The sequence below is a fragment of the Paenibacillus sp. E222 genome (assembly GCF_013401555.1).
GTDB lineage: Bacteria > Bacillota > Bacilli > Paenibacillales > Paenibacillaceae > Paenibacillus.
The window spans coordinates 3,173,887-3,192,530 of the sequence record NZ_CP058552.1 but is presented as its reverse complement, the minus strand read 5'-3'; the positions used below and the strand labels follow the sequence as shown (position 1 = coordinate 3,192,530).

Annotated in this window: 14 protein-coding genes; 4 read left to right on the top strand and 10 right to left on the bottom strand. The window is 49.7% G+C overall.

Going from position 1 to position 18,644, the window contains the following annotated elements; translation table 11 throughout:
• Positions 1-301 precede the first annotated feature (301 nt).
• The 3 genes from HW560_RS14210 (at position 302) to HW560_RS14200 (ending at position 2,586) form a co-directional block, all read left to right on the top strand.
• Positions 302-649, top strand: a complete 348-nt coding sequence (locus tag HW560_RS14210) for a winged helix-turn-helix transcriptional regulator (protein WP_179263594.1) — start codon at positions 302-304, stop codon at positions 647-649.
• A 61-nt stretch (positions 650-710) separates the two neighbouring features.
• On the top strand, positions 711-1,430 hold the full coding sequence (locus HW560_RS14205; RefSeq protein WP_090903699.1) for an SDR family NAD(P)-dependent oxidoreductase: 720 nt from the start codon (positions 711-713) through the stop codon (positions 1,428-1,430).
• A 292-nt stretch (positions 1,431-1,722) separates the two neighbouring features.
• Entirely contained in the window at positions 1,723-2,586 is an 864-nt protein-coding gene (locus HW560_RS14200; RefSeq protein ID WP_090903700.1) for a type II CAAX endopeptidase family protein, read from the top strand.
• A 289-nt stretch (positions 2,587-2,875) separates the two neighbouring features.
• Here HW560_RS14200 and nagZ read toward each other — a convergent pair whose 3' ends face one another.
• The 8 genes from nagZ to HW560_RS14160 are packed head-to-tail and all read right to left on the bottom strand — an operon-like array spanning position 2,876 to position 14,225.
• On the bottom strand, positions 2,876-5,242 hold the full coding sequence (gene nagZ, locus HW560_RS33825; protein ID WP_257031912.1) for a beta-N-acetylhexosaminidase: 2,367 nt from the start codon (positions 5,240-5,242) through the stop codon (positions 2,876-2,878).
• Positions 5,182-6,444, bottom strand: a complete 1,263-nt coding sequence (locus HW560_RS14190) for a DUF4838 domain-containing protein (RefSeq protein WP_179263592.1) — start codon at positions 6,442-6,444, stop codon at positions 5,182-5,184. The genes nagZ and HW560_RS14190 overlap by 61 nt, the downstream gene beginning before the upstream one ends.
• A 16-nt stretch (positions 6,445-6,460) precedes the next feature.
• Complete coding sequence (locus HW560_RS14185; RefSeq protein WP_257031911.1) at positions 6,461-7,618, bottom strand: N-acetylglucosamine-6-phosphate deacetylase; 1,158 nt, start codon at positions 7,616-7,618, stop codon at positions 6,461-6,463.
• Positions 7,615-8,397, bottom strand: coding sequence for a glucosamine-6-phosphate deaminase (locus HW560_RS14180; protein WP_179263590.1), 783 nt, complete (start codon positions 8,395-8,397; stop codon positions 7,615-7,617). Before HW560_RS14180 ends, HW560_RS14185 begins: the two co-directional genes overlap by 4 nt.
• A 39-nt stretch (positions 8,398-8,436) precedes the next feature.
• Positions 8,437-10,713: an Ig-like domain-containing protein gene (locus HW560_RS14175; RefSeq protein WP_179263588.1), complete on the bottom strand. Its 2,277-nt coding sequence runs from the start codon at positions 10,711-10,713 to the stop codon at positions 8,437-8,439.
• A gap of 59 nt (positions 10,714-10,772) precedes the next feature.
• Complete coding sequence (locus tag HW560_RS14170; RefSeq protein ID WP_090903703.1) at positions 10,773-12,326, bottom strand: extracellular solute-binding protein; 1,554 nt, start codon at positions 12,324-12,326, stop codon at positions 10,773-10,775.
• A 47-nt stretch (positions 12,327-12,373) separates the two neighbouring features.
• Complete coding sequence (locus HW560_RS14165) at positions 12,374-13,243, bottom strand: carbohydrate ABC transporter permease (RefSeq protein WP_072734581.1); 870 nt, start codon at positions 13,241-13,243, stop codon at positions 12,374-12,376.
• A 13-nt stretch (positions 13,244-13,256) separates the two neighbouring features.
• Positions 13,257-14,225, bottom strand: coding sequence for an ABC transporter permease (locus HW560_RS14160; RefSeq protein ID WP_090903704.1), 969 nt, complete (start codon positions 14,223-14,225; stop codon positions 13,257-13,259).
• A gap of 265 nt (positions 14,226-14,490) precedes the next feature.
• On the opposite strand from HW560_RS14160, the gene HW560_RS14155 reads away from it, so the two are divergent.
• Positions 14,491-16,776: a helix-turn-helix domain-containing protein gene (locus HW560_RS14155; protein ID WP_179263586.1), complete on the top strand. Its 2,286-nt coding sequence runs from the start codon at positions 14,491-14,493 to the stop codon at positions 16,774-16,776.
• A 79-nt stretch (positions 16,777-16,855) separates the two neighbouring features.
• Here the strand turns inward: HW560_RS14155 and HW560_RS14150 are convergent, their stop codons facing one another.
• Both HW560_RS14150 and HW560_RS14145 read right to left on the bottom strand, forming a co-directional pair.
• Positions 16,856-17,881 (bottom strand): leucine-rich repeat domain-containing protein, encoded by a 1,026-nt coding sequence (locus HW560_RS14150; protein ID WP_179263584.1) that lies wholly within the window; start codon positions 17,879-17,881, stop codon positions 16,856-16,858.
• Positions 17,882-17,899: 18 nt separating this feature from the next.
• On the bottom strand, positions 17,900-18,574 hold the full coding sequence (locus tag HW560_RS14145) for a hypothetical protein (protein ID WP_090903707.1): 675 nt from the start codon (positions 18,572-18,574) through the stop codon (positions 17,900-17,902).
• Between the last annotated feature and the right edge of the window lie 70 nt (positions 18,575-18,644).

Sequence of the window (18,644 nt, the reverse complement as noted above, 5' to 3'; positions counted from 1 at the left end):
CCCCAGATTTTTTGATTCCCTTTTCAAAAGGGGAAAATCCGGGGATAAAGGCGAACGCTCCGCTTCTTCAGGTTATTTCTGTCCTCTCCGTTCTCGTGTAAATGTTCTGTTCAATTTATAAGGTTCAGCTATAGGCTTTTTTTGAATATGGCCATTATCATATAAGGCTGAAAAAAAGAAAATACACACCCGAAAGTAAGATGGTTACTTCAAAGTGTGTATGGACTTCATCAGCCTTATTGTGAGAAAATAACTAGTTATACCACATCCGCAAGATGTAACATAAACGAGGTGATATGTCATGAAGCAATATAACCTGGGAATCGAAGCGACACTCGAAATTATTGGCGGCAAATGGAAAGCGCTAATCATATGTTTATTAATGTCCGGTGTGAAAAGGACAGGGGAGTTGCAGCGCAGTATAGACGGTATCTCGCAAAAGGTCCTGATCCAGCAATTACGCGAGCTTGAGAGCGATGGCCTTGTCAGAAGACATGTTTACCAACAGATGCCGCCCAAAGTCGAATACAGCCTTACAGAGTATGGAGTAACTGCCAACAAGATCGTGGATGTGATGTGCACATGGGGGCGGGAAAATATCGCATTAAGGCAACAACAAGGAGAAGACATTATACTATTGGAAAAATAAAGAGCCTACTTTTTGAGCTCGTACCTATAGGCTGACACTTTGAGAAGAAGGAGCAATTAAATTGAAAAACTATCTTGTATTTGGTGCCAGCAAAGGGTTAGGAGATGCATTTGTCAGGGGTGTACCTGAGCAAGGTGATAAAGTCTGGATTGTATCTCGCACAAAACCTGATAACTTGAAGCTGGAGGATGGCGTGGAACGCATATGGATACAGGCAGATCTGTCTGATCTCCATGCATCCGAACAGATCTGCGATGCGCTTCAGAACGAGACTTTAGATGTTCTCATTTACAATGTGGGCATTTGGGAAAAAGAGGGGTTCGAGGACCACTATACGTTCGATAAGGACACCCCCGCCGAGATCAGTAATCTGATTCATGTGAATGTAACATCCGCTATTGTTTGTATTCAGGCATTATTACCCCACCTCAGGCAATCAACAGCTGGAAAAATCATTCTTATTGGCTCGACTGCAGGTCTGAACAATGCGAACAGTACTCAAGTTTCTTTTGTCGCCTCCAAATTTGCCATTCGTGGAGTTACAGAAGCCTTGAGAGAACATACAAGAAAAGACCGGATTGCGGTTACGTGTATCAACCCGGGAGAACTCGCAGCCGAAGTTCCATATAAAGATGGCATTGACCGCGCTCTTTCCGAATATAATGGTACACGCATCCCTCTTCAGGATATGGTTTCTATCGTAAAATGCATCGTCAGCCTGTCCAATGCAGCCTGTGTAAAAGAAATTAATATGCCGGCAATTACGGATATAAACGCTTAATCGAAATTCCAACAGAATTAAAAAGAATTTCCGTGACAACCAGAGAAGAACAAACATAAAGAGCGCGTTTGAAACGTGCTCTTTGTGCTGCTAAGGAAGTTAACATTTTATAAAAAGGGCTTTAAAATGGCTTAAATTCACTTCATTTTAAAAAAACGTCACTATACTTTAGTCCTTTCCTCCCTGGGCTAGGGTCTTGGACAAAGACTGGGCTTGAGTTTGTTCTGATCAGGATAGATCCACTGTTATACTGCAAAGCGACATACATATTTTGATTAAAGGAGCTATCACAATGAGCACAAATTTTAGCACCATGCCCAGCTTGAATTCAGAGGAGGAAAAGGTTCTTATTCAAAAAGCCAGGCGAGGACTGCTCGTTTTCTTTGCCATGCTCATCCCGCTCTCCATCCTCAGTTATGTACTGATTACGAAAGCACCTATTTTCGGCCTGCTTCTCATGTGGACACCTGGCTTGTCCTCCATCTTCGCCCGTATCGTGCTGCGTGAAGGCATCTCGGATATTTCCCTGCGGATTGGTGGGAAGCAGACACTGAAGTCGTTGCCTTTCATCTTGCTTTTTCCAGTCGTCATTGGTTTATTTGCTTATGGAATCGCATGGGTTACGGGACTTGTTCAGTATGTTACACCAGACTCATTCATTGAGGGTCCATCTGGTGTTATCCTTGCAGGAACGATACTTTTTCAAATGATTGCGGGTACTGCAATCGGTATAATCAGCAGTTCAGGAGAGGAGCTCGGATGGAGAGGCTATATGCTCACTCGACTAATCGACGCCCGTATACCCAGACCCGTGCTGACGAGCGGAATTATTTGGGGGGTCTGGCACCTTCCCGTAATGCTTTTTGCAAATTATTATTCCGGTCCGTATCCGGCCTTATCGGTTATCCTGTTTATGATTTCAGTGACCTCTTTCAGTTATCTGATCAGCCGCTTGCGCTTAACAACGGGCAGCATATGGCCTGCGATTCTCCTCCATGCCTGTTGGAATGCCGTGATCCAGGATGCCTTCGATATCTCTTCCAGTGGCAAGAACGTTCTGCTATGGACTGGAGAATCCGGAATATTGGTGGCGCTCGCCTTGCTGATTGCAGCATGGATGATGTCGAGAAAGCCTCTTGTCATAAGACAGCTATAAACGATTGCTATAGGTGAGGATGTATAAAACTTTTTTTGAAAAGAAGACGCTAGAATTCGGAGAAATGATGAAAATCTATTCATAGGGAAGAGCATCAAACTTAAGATTGACAAAAGCCCGCAAAGTAGCAGGCTTTTCGGTTTTTCATGCTCTATCTTTTATCTTTGACTTTCAAGCTAGATCACTTGTAAGAATGAAGGTTGGCAAATGCATACGAGCTTTTGAGCTTTTGAGCTTTTGAGCTTTTGGATAATTTCATTGCCCTGTTGAACAGCTCATCACTGACAAATCACTTCGAGTCTGTCATGCACTCCACCAGTGCCCTCAGTGAGTAATCGGAGGTTGAACACAGCAGAATGCATCCGGCTGTCTGCGGCAGTGCGGCATCATCATAGGGATTGCGCAGCACCAGATTTAGCAGTGGCTTAACCGCAGCCAAGGCCATCGCCAGTTCCAGTTGACCTGTGAATAGATGGGCATTAAAGGTGCCCTGGATAACGACATCCGCATCAGAAGCTTGCAATACCAGAGATTTTATCTGCTCGGCATCCGGCTTCATTGCACAGTAGCATGTTTCCACAGCCAAGCCTTCATCCTTCAATAGGAAGGCTAACCGGATCTCCGCAGAACCACTATTATCTGCCTGAGTCAACTGCTCCTGCAACGGCAGTATCAGCAAATATTTCATGGAAGCCTTGAGTGGCATCAGGCCCTGCGGGTCTCGGCTAACTTTCACGGTCATACGAGCCAGCATCAGGGCCGCCTCTCCCCACTGCTCTCTGGGAATCGGCTCTGCAGCCGCTTGGTACTGCCGGAATTGGTCATACAGCTGCCGAATACGAAGAACCGATTCGTCGATTTGCTCCTCATTGATTCGCCCATCCCTTACAGCGGCCAGAATACCCGCGATGACCCGGCTCTGAAACTCCGGCGTATGGCACATCAGGATCATATCGTTCCCCGCCTGAACAGCCAGCACACCCACGTCTTCCGGGCTGAAGTTTTTGCGAATGGCCCCCATTTCAATATCATCGGTGCAGATCACCCCCGTATAGCCCAACCGTTTCCGCAGCAGTTCCGTGGCAAAAAAAGGACTGAGTGAGGCTGGAAGTCCGCCGGATTCCGGAATGTTGGGAAACACCAGATGCCCCATCATGATTGAATCCGCACCAGCTTGAATTGCCTCAACAAAGGGAAGCAACGGCCCCCCCATCAACTGTTCAATCGTCAGCTCACATTCAGGCAGAACAATATGCGAATCTCCGCTCACTTGCCCATGCCCGGGAAAATGCTTTGCTGTCACGGCCACACCCGCTTCATGCATCCCCTGGATATAGGCTACGCCGAATTGGGCCACCAGCTGCGGGTCCTCTCCAAAGGAGCGAACACCCACAACCGGATTGTCTATATTCGTGTTCACATCCAGCACAGGTGCCCAGTTCATGGGGATGCCAAGGGCGTGCAGCTCACTGCCAATGATTTTACCGAGCAAACGAGCGGCTTCCGGATCTTCACTTAACCCGACTGCCCGGTTGCCAGGGATATAGGGAAAAAAGGACTTAAACTTGGACAAGGTGCCGCCCTCTTCATCTACCGAAACATAATAAGGCATAGGGCTTCCGTTACCTTCGGCTATGTTCTTCACTTCTGCAAGCAGCGCATGTGTCTGCTGCTCGCTCTCAATATTATGGGGAAAGATGCCGATGCCCCCGAATCGGTGCTGTGCCATTCTGCCGCGAAACTCCGGCTCGGCTCGAGTCGATGGTGTGCCTACTACGCACATCAGGGCAATTTTGTCTTCCAGGCTCATTGCCGTCAGATCAACTGGTGGATGGATTGCGTTCAGACCCAGCTCTTGATAAAGCGTACGCTCGAGATAATCATGCAGATAGAACCTGGATTTCACAAAATGCTCCGCCATATCAGAGGGCTGGTAACGCTCCAGCGCAGCCTTCATCCGAGGCAGGACACCCTCACGCCCGCGGCGGTTTCTCGTATAGTTGTTTTGGAGTGAGCGCCACTCCGCATCGTCTCCGGGATACAGCTCCCAGCGGTAAGCGTACTTATGGATCGCCCTCGAACGATCTGTCGCCACCTCAAAATCATGCATAATCGCGATCAGTTCCGCTTCTTCCTTATGCTCGCGCACTTCGTCCATCAGCTTCCAGATCACATCATAATAATCCTCTACCCTGTAATTGCCGAGAAGGTTGTGTCCGGTAACAGGATTGATGCCATGAAACCGTTCCAGAAACCGGTCGATGAAGGTGGAGGTATTCGCTTTGCGGTTCCAGGCCAAATCCGCGTGCAGCAGCATGGGATACCAAGTGGTTTCAAAAATACCATACGGAACACCGAGGCTGAAAGGCCCCGTCCAGTTGGTAGCAACCACGCAGCCAAGCTTCAACTTGTCGGCTGTCTCTGCCCACTGGAGCAAGTTGTCCGTCCGGTTCGGCAGTACTGGATAATTCTGATGCTCAGCCCAATCAAAGCTGCGGACTGCTGGCGCTCCCATCACTTCAATGCCGAGCGCCCTGAATTTATTGGCATGCGAAGTAACCTCCGCTTCGATATTGCGCCCGTTGTAGATCCAGATCATGGCGACACTTCGCTGATCCAGCTTAGCCAGTTCCTCTGGCGGGCATTTATCCAGCATGTCATGCCAGAAAATCGGCTGTTCCCCCGGTCTGCCGTAAATGCAATCAGACGGTTCAAAAAGGCGATAAAAGCTCGTTCCCGCACGCCTCCAAACTCAGTTTTGCAGCGTTCGCACTCGCATAGGCTGTAGACCTCGTCACACCCAAGGTGAATATAACGCGAATCCGGGTGGGCGTCGATCATCTCCTCGAGTAAAGTGGTTATCAGCCCAAAGGTTTCCGGATGCGAAGGGCAGATCTCTCCGGTGGACTGCTCTGTCTCGCGTAGATGCCGCCAACCTTCGTGGCGTAATACATATTCCAGATGTCCGAAGCTCTGCTGGAGGGGAATGATCTCTATAAAGTTCTCGTGGGCGCTCCGCTTCAGTTCTTCCAGCTGTGAACGACTTAACGCATGCTGTGGATGTGCGAACTCGGGATGTGACTGAAACGGGAACTTATCCTCGTATTCAATCAAAATCGCGTTCGTCTTATAACGGGCAAATTCAGCCAAATACGCTGTCAACAGTTGCGGCTTCGAGAACGTCTGACGCAAGTCAAAGTTCATTGCCCGCAAAGATGTATCCGGCCAGTCGGTGATGGACACCGCCGGGATGACATCATCCGGTCCAAGCAGCTGTACCAAAGTCTGCAATCCATAAAATAGACCCGCCGCATCCAGTGCGTAGACTTCAGCCCTTCCGGCGGACACCTCCAGCTTATACCCTTGTGGACGTCCGGCAAGCCCCACGGGTTCTGTCTCATCTTCTCCGGGGATGGAGCTAACATCAGAGATGACCAGGCCCTTCTGTTGTACGCCCATAACTTCAAGAGCTCCATAAACTATCTGTACTTCTTGGATTTCTTCGGTTTCTTGCGCTTCTTGCGCTTCTTGCGCTTCTTGCGCTTCTTGCGTTTCTTGCGTTTCTTTCGCTTCTTGGGTTTCATGGATTTCTTTCGCGTCATAAACCGCAAGGGCTTGTTGCACCCCATCGACTACCTGCTTCGTTTCCTGCTCTGAGGGACGTTCGATTACTAATAAATAACCTTTTTCTATTCTGGAGCAAGTATATTCCATCCCAGGAAATGCACGGCGGCAATGAATTTCCAATCTGGGATCATCCTGTTCCATCAAAAGACTCCATCTTTCCTCACCATTCAGCCGCAAGGGTTCTCCTTCGCTCGCTGCAATCTGCTTCGGTAGTGGTATCAAGCTCTGCATCGCTCTCCTCCTATTCTCAGCTCTGTGGACAGATCCGGCCATTCTTCCAGCACTGCAAGACACTTAACTTTCCACCATCCATGTTGAAGCTAACGATATCGGCAGGCGCGCCGACCTCAAATCCTGCGGCCTGTTCAAGCCCAAGCAGCCGGGCCGGATGCACCGATGCACAGTCCCAGGCATCGGGAAGCCCGGACAACCCCGCTTCCACAAGATACCCCACCTGATCCGGCAGCATCATCGCCGAGCCAGCCAACAGGTCAGGCTGGCGGGCGAGGTGCAGCCGACCGTCCGTCGTCAATACCACATCTCCGCCGATATGCAGGTGGTAGGAACCTGGTGGCATACCGCTCAGCGAGACGGCATCACTGACCAGAATGGCGCGGTTCCGTTTCATCCGGAGAATTACGGCCAGCACGGACCGTGGAAGATGATGACCATCCGCGATCATGCACCCATACACCTCATCGGCCGCCAGCTGTTCCCACAGGTAGTTCGGATGACGCGGAAGAATCAGGTGTGCGCCGTTGCCAAGATGTGTAGACATTACCGCTCCTGCGGAGACCGCTTCCCTGATCTGCTCTGGCGTAGCTGCCGTATGTCCAATCGAGACAAGAATGCCGGATTCGCAGCACCGGGCAATAAATGAAGCTGAACCAGGCCACTCCGGGGAAAGAGTAATGATGCGAATCAACCCATCGGCGGCATCCTGCCAACGGCTGAAGGCCTCCCAATCAGGCGGAACAATATGCTGCCTTGGGTGGGCGCCGCGTGGGCCATCCTCCGGCGAAATGAATGGGCCTTCCAGATGAATGCCCGCAATTCCCTCGGCAGCATCCCGGTTCAGCCGAACGGCTTTTGCAATGGCGGAAGCCGCCTCAGTCATCCGTTCCGAGCTGTTCGTAATCAACGTCGGGCAATAACTTGTAACACCTTGGCTTTGCAGCTTCCGGGTCAGCTGTATTACCGTATCTGGACACAGCGGTGCTGTGTTCAGATCCAGCCCCCATCCGCCGTTCACCTGTAAATCTACCAGTCCTAGCGCAAGCCAGGGCAGGCGATCTAGGGGAGGCGACATTTCAAGATCAGTAACAGCAGTGATACGTCCCTCTCTGACCTCCACCTCAATGGGCAACCCTGTTCTGTAGTGCTTCCCGATCATTGGCACGCTCACAGGCCGTAGGCTTCCCGGTCTGTGAACATCGTGATTCGAGGATGTGTACGCAGGATGGTGGCAGGACATGCTGTGCTGATCGGATCATGTAAAGCTGCCGCAAGCGCACGTCGCTTGGATGCTCCCGGTACAATTGCGAACAGCTCCCTTCCAGCCATCAACGTTGGCACAGTCAGGGTCAACGCCTCCGCAGGCACATCATCCAGATGGGCAAAGCACCCATCGTTCACCTGCTGACGGCGACAAGCTTCGTCCAGTTTTACCGCTTTGACGATCCTCGAATCTACAAAATCGGCAACAGGCGGATCATTGAAGGCGATGTGCCCATTTTCTCCGATCCCAAGGCAAACGATATCAATAGGAGCCGCACGCAGCAGGTCTCCATATCTCTGACACTCCTGCTCCGCATCTTGTAGCCCACCCAACAGCTCCACCCGCCCAGGCTGCACCCGACTGAACAGCCGATCCGTTAAATATTGACCAAAGCGCTGGGGAGCCGTATCCGCCAGATCCATATATTCATCCATATGAAAGGCGCAGACCCTTGACCAATCGATACCTTGCTCCCGTACCAGACCTTCATACAATTCGTTTTGCGAAGGAGCCGCAGCGAACACCATGCGTACCTGACGCTCCGCATCCTGAAGCAGCTGTCTTAATCTGGCCCCAACCGCAGCCGCAGCCGCAGCTCCCATCTGATTCCGATCCGCATAAACCTGCACAGACATATGCTCAACGATATGAGTCCTTAGCGGTTCCACCAAGTCATTCACATTCATGTGCTTCCTCCTCCTTCAAGCCATTGCTTGCCTGCTTGTTCAATTGCTGGCATTCAACATCAGCAGCGTTGTATGCGGCGAATCATGACCTGCTGCGTAGTAATAGCCATTGTAACGGATTCTGCGAGGTTCAAAACCTACCTGTCTGCCCGGTCCCACCGCTTCCGAGACAAGCGTCACGCTCCCATCCACTCCGGTTGTCCCGCTGGTGTAACGCCCCGCCGCATAAGTAAATCTCCCTTCGACTTTCGCCCCCGAAATTATTGCGCCTGTATCATAATCTCTGACCTTCAGAGTGACAGATACCCCTGATCCGCCATAGACCAGATTCATGTCCGTTACAATCAGTGGCTTCAATGAGGTACTACCAGTGGTCGACGACACTTCATCAGTGAGTGGCCCGATATTGCCACGCAAATCGCGGGCTGCAATACGGTAGTAATATGTCGTATCCGGCAGCAGTCCCTTGTCCTGGTAATTCAGGGCGCGGGCGAATCCGACGATATCCGCAGGAGCAGGCGTGAAGCCCTGCACGGTGCTCCGATATATCACATAGCGTTCCACTTCCATGTTATCCGAAGCCATTCCATAATTCAGATGTACAGTCTGATCATCAGTGGTCTTGATGGAAGGAACCCCTGAAAGGGCAGAAGGGGCTTCATAGTCATCCGGCGCTGTCCAAATTACGCCACCTGGCCCCCAATAAGAAGGAAGTGCCCGGTAGGAATCATAGTGATGGACGGCAATGCCGCCAAAGGCGCTGCTCTGCCCGTAAGCTGCATACACCTTATCCAGCTCGGCTTCCATGTGGATACGCCCCTCCTCCCAGAAGGTAATGGTCTCCGGGTCTCCGCTATTGGCGATATCCAGGGTTTCCACACCAATCACAACGGAATTCGGCTTGCCGATCTGATCCGCATAAGCCAGCTCTCCAGCAGCCCCGGCAATAATACCAGCGGAGCCATCCGCCGTATCCCGGTAATCCATAATGGAGATATAGTCGGAGAGATCCTGAACATGCTCGGACAGCCATTTGTTGGAGCCATTCCATGAAATATTTGCTGCTTGATCCGATGTGTCATACCACTTGGGCACAGCAGGGCCGAACGGAAGCCGAATTCCTGCGGTATCCCGGCGACTAATCATCTTTTGCAGGCCATCCAGATATTCCTTCTGCAAGAAATGACTTGGGTCTTTAAAGTCGGGAGAGATATAAGGCTCAATATCCACATTGATGCCGTTAAACTTCTCCGTATCCCCCGCTGCAAGATTGTAATTGATTACCTGCTCCATTTCCTGCACGGCATGATGGTGATATTTCTCGTAAGCGCCCATATAGGCCGGCGTAGTGCCGCCTGCAATCAACGCATGAACCTGCAGATTTTTGCTGTGCGCCCAGCTCACGAAAGAACGCAACTCCACTTCCTGCGCCTCCAGTGCATCGTATCCGGCATAACCGCCCACTGCAAAATAAAGCGTCTGGACCGGTGTTTGGCCGAATGTCTGCGTATCGGCAATGAATGATTCCAGCACCTGGCGCGATCCAGGGTTCAGCAGCAGCTTATAGCTCTCCGGTTCCCAGATCCACATGGCCCGCTCCTGTACAGGAAGAGGAACGGCAGTCTCATGCGTCCCGGTCCCCACCTGAGCATACACCGTCGGGCTATAACCATAACGCTCCGGTGCACTGGTCGCCCTGGCCTCCAGACTGACCGTGCGATCGCCAAGTCCCGCCGTGTCCCAGGTGTATACATACGCAGAGCCTTGCTGAACGGCCTCTTCCCATGGCCCGCGATTCACCCGAACCTCTACCTGTAAGATCGGCAGAGGCGAGCTGGTTTCGACAGAGATCTCCACCTGACCGCTAAGAGACACGCCCTCAGATGGCCCCGTGATCGTTACTTCGGGAACAGCAGCTGCCGGGTTATTAACGGTAAGGGTAGCAGGCGCTCCCCATACCCCGTAACGGGTGGACGTATCCAGTCCACGAACCACCAGTTCCACAGTCCCGTTATAGGCTGAGGTATCCAGCATATAAGACCAGGTGCCGCTGTCATCCCCATCCGGATCATGTAATACCACTTCGAATTGAGCCGTTCCGTCCACAAACAATCGAATGTCATACAAGTCGGTATAACTGCCCCCAATTTCCACCAGCCCTCCATCCGACACATACCCGCCCGCCGGCGCGTCCAGTGAAATTGAACCCGCCGCTTCTGCCTTGCCAGGGACAGCTATTCCAATCGTCACCATACAGAACAACAGAAACAATCCCAGTCTGAATCCGGAGTACACACGCAGATGCTGCTTTTTCATAAGCGAAGCCTCCTTTTGCCATTCTGTAATGGTCTAGGATTCCTGTGCCGTACAGTCGCTCATTTCGCGCTCAGCTGAACATTCTGAACACGATCATACGCTTCCTTATAGGTGCTCAGCAGCTTATCTACTCCGAGATTGTTAATCTCCTCTACATACTTCTCCCAATCTGCCAGACTCCGGGAACCCGTAACAAATTTGGCAAAGCTCTCGTCACGGTGCTTCTTGATCGCCTGACCGGTAATGGATATGACCTCATTTTCCACTTCTGTAAAAGCAGGTCTTGGCTGCATTGCGGGGGGATCATATTTGACCGCTTCTTCATAGGCATGCTTCAGATCGTCAGAGAACAGCGATAAGTGCGCATTGAAATCAATCCAGGTATAGGTCCCGCTGGTCTGAAGCCCTGTCTGCTTGCGCATTTCAATGACATCGTTATACTCCGGCTTGAACTTGATCGTATCGCCTTCCTTTATAAAGGTCTCGCCCTCTACACCCCAGCTGCTCAGCGTACGTCCTTCCTCCGAATAGAAAAAGTCCATGTACTTCATCACATCATCAATGTTCTTGGAGGTCGAGGCCACCGTCAATCCGCCTTCCATATAATGAAAATACGGATTTAATTGTTTGCCACCTGAAACGCCTGCCGGAGGGGCCATAAACTGCATGTTGAACTCCGGATTCTCCTGCTGCATGGCATTATTGAAAAAATCAATCCGGCTGATATAATCAATGGTCACAAATGATTTTCCAGTCGAGACCATATCCTGCCACTGCTTGGTTTGCAATGATAAGAAATCGGGCGGGACCAACCCTTCATCGTAAAAACTTTTCCACATCCCTACCATGGCCTTGTAGTTGTCTTCAGTCGGTCCATAACGCCATTGCTTCTGGTCAAAATCATAGTAGGCACCCTCACCCGTTCCGTAGTTCACCGTCATATTGGCATTCATCTCATCCGGGATCTGACCGTAGCGAATCGAGAGCGGGTAACTGTCCGGGTATTTCTCCTTCAGCTTCTTCAGCGCCGCATGCAACTCTTCATAGGTTGTTGGAACCTGAATACCTTCCTTGTCAAAAACATCCTTGCGGTACATCCAGATCATGCGATTCGTCTCGCCGAAGCCCTGATTCGGGAACATATACATTTTGCCGTCGGCGGACAAGGCAGCCTTTGCCTCCTCGGGATACTGCTTCATCCATGCCTTCAGATTTGGCATACTGTCCATGTACTCCATCAGATCCACCAGTGCGCCCTGCTGACCAAACTTGTTCGAATCCTTGCGATTGGGCATATACATCAGATCAGGCAGCGCTTTGGAGGCAATCGCCAGATTCAGGCTCTCATCCAGCTTGCCCGAAGGTGTCTGCACTTCCAGCGTGACACCCGTCTTCTCCTTCAGCCAGCTCCAGATGGGCCAGCTCTTGGAATAGGGGAATGTGGCATTGTTGTCCAGCAGGGCCGTGAAGGTCTTTGCTGCCCCGGTGGAGTTATTTCCAGTGCTGTTCCCCTTGGTATCTGTTTGCGGGTCGGCACCGTTGCCGCCGCTGCACCCTGCTACCATCGTTACTGCAATCAGCAGGGGAAGTATTACCGATTTCCATTTGCCCATAAGCTTCTCTCCCTTAATCTGAATTCGCGGTGCATTTCATGCCTCACTTAGCCTTTGACCGCACCAACCATGGCTCCCTTGACGAAATACTTCTGTACAAACGGATAGATGACCAGAATCGGCAGGGTTGAGACCATAATGGTCGCATACTTGAGCGATTCCTCCACTACCAGGTTATCTCCCCCAATGGATGTTACGTCGCCTGAGCTTGCGCTGCCGGCCAGCACGAGATTACGCAGCAGCACCTGGAGCGGAAATAAATCGGGAGACCTTAGATAGAGCAGCGGAAAGATAAAGTTGTTCCACATGCCCACGGCATAGAACAGGGCAATCGTGGCAAAGGATGCCTTGGACAGCGGCACAATGATACGAATGAAGATGCCAATATCGTTCAGGCCATCCATTCGGCCCGATTCCTCCAGCTCTTTGGGGATGCCTGAGAAAAACGTGCGCATCAGAATGAGGTTCCAGGTGCTGACTGCCCCCGGAAGAACCATACCCCATACGGTGTCCACCAGATTCAAGGAACGGACCACCAGGAAGGTTGGAATCATCCCACCGCTGAAAAACATCGTAATGACAATCAGGACGGTGAAGCTATTGCGCAGTGCCATGTCTTTTCTGGACAGTGCATAGGCTCCGGTGGATGTAACCACCAGCGAGATCAGTGTGCCAAGCACGGTATAAATGATTGTGTTTCGGTAAGCCGTCCAGATTTGCGGATCGCCCAGCACCAATTTGTACATGCTCAGATTAAAGCCCTTGGGCCAGAAGGAAATATTGTTTTGGATGACGTTTACGTTGCTGCTGAGGGAAACCGCGAGCATATGAAGGAACGGATAAAGTGTGACCACCACAACGAACAGCAGAATCAGGGATGCCACAACGTTGAACCAGGAAAATCGGAGTGAGTTCACGCCACACCTCTTTCTACCATAGACTGGTCTCACTTAATCGACGGCTGAGCCAGTTGGCCGTATAGATGAAAATCAGGCTGATGACTCCCATGAACAAATCAATGGACGCACCATAGCTGAAATTCCCCTGTACCATGCCTACCCTGTAGACATACGTGCTGATGATATCCGCTGTATCGTAGATCGCCGGATTCTGCATCAGGAAAACTTTCTCGAAGCCGATCTCCAGCACTTTGCCGATATTCAGTATCAACGTAATGACGATCGCAGGAGATATACCGGGCAGTGTAACATGCCAGATTTTGCGCAATCGACTTGCTCCGTCCATATCCGCGGCTTCATACAACTGCGGATCGATGGCCGTCAACGCGGCCAGATAAATAATGGTCTCCCAGCCGATATGCTGCCAGATTTCCGACAGGACGTAGATGCCCCGGAACAGCCCGGGTTCATTCATGAAATTGATCGGTCCAATGCCGATACCTGCGAGCAAATTGTTAATGAGCCCTCCGGTTGGGGACAGGAACATAATCACCATACTCGCCACAATTACATTCGAGATGAAATGTGGCAGATAGCTGACCGTCTGTACAAAACGCTTGAATGCTGCCTTCCGTACCTCATTCAGCAGAATGGCCAGCAGGATTGGGGCCGGGAAGCCAAACACCAGCTTATACAATCCAAGCAGAAACGTATTCTTCATCAGCGGCCAAAAATCGGGATTTTCCAGAAACATCCGGTAATATTTGAATCCCACCCAATCGCTGGCCCAGATTCCTTTAAACAGATTGTAATCCTTGAACGTGATGACCAGACCAAACATCGGCGCATAGCGGAAGATCAAATAATACAGGAGGCATGGCAGGAATAGCAGCCATAGCGCCTTGTTCCTGTTCCAGATTCTGATCAAACGCGACTTCCGCCGAGGCGGCCGGTGCGCTTCCTTATGCAGTGTGCGCTGCGTTACGCTAGCATCAGCCATCGACATGCCCCCTCTTGCTTAGATGAGTTAAATTGTCTGGTATGTCAGCTAACTTACCCTGAAATTCCGGGGTTCGTATTCGAATTATAGCTATAAACCTTTAGAAAGCGCTATCTACATGTTATATAACTTTTCGCCTTTACTCCTTTTTTCCAGATATCCGCGTATAATTCAGTAAAAGTGTATATTGTTTGTGTCAGCTTTATGCCGCTATGATAGGATTAAACTACTCGATCCGGGGCTGTACTCAAGGGGGAATGTCATAATGAAGGGACTGCTTACAAGCAAATTTGCGCTGAATGGACTGTTTGTCAAGCTAATGCTGAGCTTCCTCAGTGTCATCCTGATTTTGGCTTCATTTAATCTGTTCTCCCATCTGTACTTAAGCAACAAGGTCTATCAGGAGATGGTCAGACAAAATGAACTGGGCCTTGCACAGACCGTTGAAGGGTACGAAAATCACTTCCGACTGACCCAGAACATGATTCTGGCTCTCACTCAATCGGATACCTGGACCGCCAATCTGGGCATTTTGAGCCACATCAAGGAGAACCGCCGTTACGATATTCCCGCAGAGGTGAAGTCTGACCTCTCCACGCTGTATTCCAATCCTTTTCTGCATATCGACAATTTCATTCTTTATTTCAAGCAAGAAGACTATGTGCTGGAGAAGGAAGGTCTTAGCAGTGCCAGCGATATGTTCGGTAAATATTATTATAGTAAAGAATACCCTCCGGCTTACTGGAAAACGCAAACGATGAACAACCAGTTCCTGAAAGTCATGCCTGCCGCAGCTTTTACGGAAAATACCGTTCACTCATCCCGCTCTCTCGGTCAACTGATGCCGGTCATGATGAAAGCCATTCCCTATGAAGATGTGTACGGCATTGTTATGCTGGATCCACAGCGTATGCAGGACACATATGGCGATGCCGCTAATAATCCGTTCTACATTCTGGACAACGAGGGACGCCTGCTTTTTACCACGATGGAGGGGGAACTGCAGAATCCGCAGCTCCCTGCGGACGGAAGCAAACATGAACGCATTGGGGATCAGTATTACTTCTATGAAAAAGGCAAACAAACCGGGTTTACTTATGTCCGGGTCACCCAGGCCGCGGTAATCGCTGCGGAAATGCGAGGCATGCAGCTGCTGCTGGCTTTCCTGCTTGGCGCTGCTGTACTGATTAGCGTGCTCTCCTCCCTGTTTTTCAGCTTACGATTAAACCAGCCGCTCCAGCGCCTTATTGCCGCGCTGGACCGAAATCCGGACAGCGGACCTAACAAATGGAGCAGTGTAAAAGAATTCGCCATGATTGGCGACCGCCTAAGCTCCATTCTGGAGAATAGCCGTTACATTCAAAGCGACCTTGCGCAGAAGAACTCTCTCGTACGCCAGTACGCTTATATTCATAAAGTGAAGAATATCCCGCTCAGCTCCTATCTGGCGGAGCTTGAGGATACCCAGCAATCCGAACAACCCTATGTCTCCATTCTGTTCAAGGTGGGCTTCAAATCCCAGCCGGATGAATTCGGGCAGCATACCCTGTTATTATGGAAGCTGATTCAGAGCCTGTTCACCAGCCACAAAACTAATAGCGTTGCCATTCAGCCTGAGCAGGACCAACTGCTCCTGCTGCTGTTCGATCCGGGTCCGCAGAGCGGTATTTTGCAGGCGCTCGATACACTGAAGGAGCTGCTGGCTGTCGAAGAAACCCTCTATCTCACCATCGCGGTAAGTCCCGTATATTCCGGTGAAATTCCGTTTACCGATGCGTACAGCAACCTGTCCATGCTGTTGAAAGAGCGCAGGCTAAATGGGGAGACGCAGGTTATTGTGGAGCCGCGGGCTTCTTCGTCAAATGCTTTTCATGTGAAGGTCACCTATGGGGAGGAACTGCACAACCTGCTGCAATCTGGCAATGAAGAGGCCGTATTCGCTTGGCTGGACCGCCAGCTGGAACAACTGCAGCATAAGGATGCAGCCGCAGAAGACTTCCACACATTTGCAATCGGCGCAGTCGAACAAATGGGCAAGACAGTGATGAAGCTGAATTTGACGCATATCGAATCCGAGCTTCGCTCTTCTCCTCCGGGAGAGGCATTTGCTGGTTTCCATTCCATGCAGCAGTACAGGGAATGGCTTCAGGCTCTGGCTCAACCGGTACTTGAGGCAGTACGAAGCCAGCTGGAAACGCGTGATCCGGTCATCACCTTTGTGCTGGACTACCTGGATCATCATTATGGAGAAGATATTAATTTGAATATTGTCGCCGACAAGTTGAATTTAACATCGGGGTACCTCTCCAGTATTTTCAAGGAAAAGACGAATATCAACTTCAGCGAATATCTGAACAATCTGCGGGTTGAGCGGGCCAAGGAACTGCTTGTGAATGTAGATCTGCGAATTCAGGACATTGCGACACAGGTCGGCTATCAAAATGTGAATTCATTCATCCGCATGTTCAAACGTCGGTATGGGCTGACCCCCGGAGAATACCGCAAGCGTCATGCGGGTAATGAGCCATTCATCTCCTCCAGCCATGGCTAACCAGATGTGAGCGGGCAAGAACCGAAGATTGTAAATACACCAGCGTCCGCTCGAAAGCAGGCGCTGGTGTACTGTCTGTCTACATTAGAATTTTGGACAGGTGCACATGAGCCATCGAAGGGATTCGCTGTTCTTCAGGAATATTCTCATAGAGAAGATGTCCTTTCCCTGCTTTAACCATTCGTTCACGCATGGCAGCAATACGGCCTTTACTGTGATCAATAAAACGAAAATCCACCTGTCTCAAATTTTGCATTTCGGTCATACGCTCAAAAGTTTCTGCCTTTATCCCCTTATGTATTTCTTTAAGTTCCAGCACCTCCAACCCGTCCGCAGTCCACAGGTTCTCAATCTCTTGCAGGGACTTCATGAAATCCAGTTCAAGCTGCCGCAGATTCTTCATGTGTGAGAAGTCACACAACTGCTCAATTTTGGGCAATGACAGATGCAGAAAGACTAGATGATGTAGTGCCCCCAATGCATCAATCTCGGTCAGATTCTTCACGGACGACAACCTTAGCATGCGGATATTCGATTCAGCCAGTACTTTGAGTGAACCATTCAATGTACAATGATCCATTGCCAAGTAATCGATCAACGGCAGGTCCATAACAAAATCAAGCTGATCAATAGCACAGTTCAAGACGAGGGTACTCAGTCGAATACAGTCTTCGATGGGAGACAGATCGGAAAATTTCCCGCTAAGTGCAAGGTAATTTAAGTATTTATAATTCTGGATAAAGTCCAAATTTTGCTTTTTAGGTGAGCGAATGTTCAGAAACTCCATCTTTTGCAGCGCACTCAGTACATTCAAATCCTGTGGCTGTTTGATATCCAGCTGCAAAGCGGTGACATGTTTTAAACCAGCAAGTGTCTCCAGAAACTCTTCTGAATACCGCTCCTTCACATCTATGTTGGATACATTTAAAATCAAATCGGGTCGTGTGGCAAACACATGTTCATCCAGTTTCCTCAGATCACGCACCTCGTCCAGCCCGACAACAAAACTAATCGTTGCCCGATTCCGCAGTTGAATGATAGCCTTGTTCATTTTGTCCTCGTTCCAGGGAACTCCCCTCATCGAAGCGGCCCAGGGTTCGTTCATTATTGGTCACCCTCCATTTCAATAAATTGATTTACCTATTCCCAATTCGTCCCATATATCGGGATTATCAATAATCTGATTTTCTCCTCTCACAGTGGAATCATAGCTATCCTTTGCACCAGTATACCAATCGACAATAACTAACTTTCCATTCAAATTTTGTACAAGAAATTCAGTAGGTTCAGCAAAGTTACCCAGGTCTTTTTTGACATGTGCATTCAATTTAAAATAGAAAAAACGTTGATCCCTTTCATAAAAGTCTGCTTTTTCAGCATCAATATCAACGTCTGTCACTTGGTTATAAGTAAGCTTGTTTTTGCGAAACAAACCATATTGAGATGTAATTTTATTTTGCGTATATTGCTTAAGGTTCTCATTGTCGATGTAGGTATCCAAATCAATGTCCGTGCCGTTCCAAATCGCCTTATAATACTCAGATAGAGCTTGCGCACACATTTGATAAGCCGTTTCAAAGTCCTCAGCAGATAGCACACTTTTGTCTTCAGCTACAAAATCGGAGGCATTTTTTGTTGAACCACCTTTTGTACTCTTCGGAATTTGTATGTTTTTAGCATCCTTCACATCGATATCTCTCACAGCAACAGCAGTGTCATCTTGGTCGGTACTAGTATTAGTCTGCTCGCATGCGCTAAGGGTTAATAGTATTAACAGTAACAGGTAAACACGTTTCATTCCTTCTCCTCCAGTAAACATAGATAATTACCACTAATCGTTGAAGCAGAATTTGACGAATATAACGAAC

Excerpts from the sequence above, each read along its gene's own strand:
- HW560_RS14150 (WP_179263584.1), bottom strand. The coding sequence starts at position 17,881 with ATGAACGAACCCTGGGCCGCTTCGATGAGGGGAGTTCCCTGGAACGAG.
- HW560_RS14170 (WP_090903703.1), bottom strand. The coding sequence starts at position 12,326 with ATGGGCAAATGGAAATCGGTAATACTTCCCCTGCTGATTGCAGTAACG.
- nagZ (WP_257031912.1), bottom strand. The coding sequence starts at position 5,242 with ATGCTGGATAAATGCCCGCCAGAGGAACTGGCTAAGCTGGATCAGCGA.
- HW560_RS14210 (WP_179263594.1), top strand. The coding sequence starts at position 302 with ATGAAGCAATATAACCTGGGAATCGAAGCGACACTCGAAATTATTGGC.
- HW560_RS14160 (WP_090903704.1), bottom strand. The coding sequence starts at position 14,225 with ATGGCTGATGCTAGCGTAACGCAGCGCACACTGCATAAGGAAGCGCAC.
- HW560_RS14190 (WP_179263592.1), bottom strand. The coding sequence starts at position 6,444 with ATGCAGAGCTTGATACCACTACCGAAGCAGATTGCAGCGAGCGAAGGA.
- HW560_RS14145 (WP_090903707.1), bottom strand. The coding sequence starts at position 18,574 with ATGAAACGTGTTTACCTGTTACTGTTAATACTATTAACCCTTAGCGCA.
- HW560_RS14200 (WP_090903700.1), top strand. The coding sequence starts at position 1,723 with ATGAGCACAAATTTTAGCACCATGCCCAGCTTGAATTCAGAGGAGGAA.
- HW560_RS14155 (WP_179263586.1), top strand. The coding sequence starts at position 14,491 with ATGAAGGGACTGCTTACAAGCAAATTTGCGCTGAATGGACTGTTTGTC.
- HW560_RS14180 (WP_179263590.1), bottom strand. The coding sequence starts at position 8,397 with ATGAATGTGAATGACTTGGTGGAACCGCTAAGGACTCATATCGTTGAG.
- HW560_RS14175 (WP_179263588.1), bottom strand. The coding sequence starts at position 10,713 with ATGAAAAAGCAGCATCTGCGTGTGTACTCCGGATTCAGACTGGGATTG.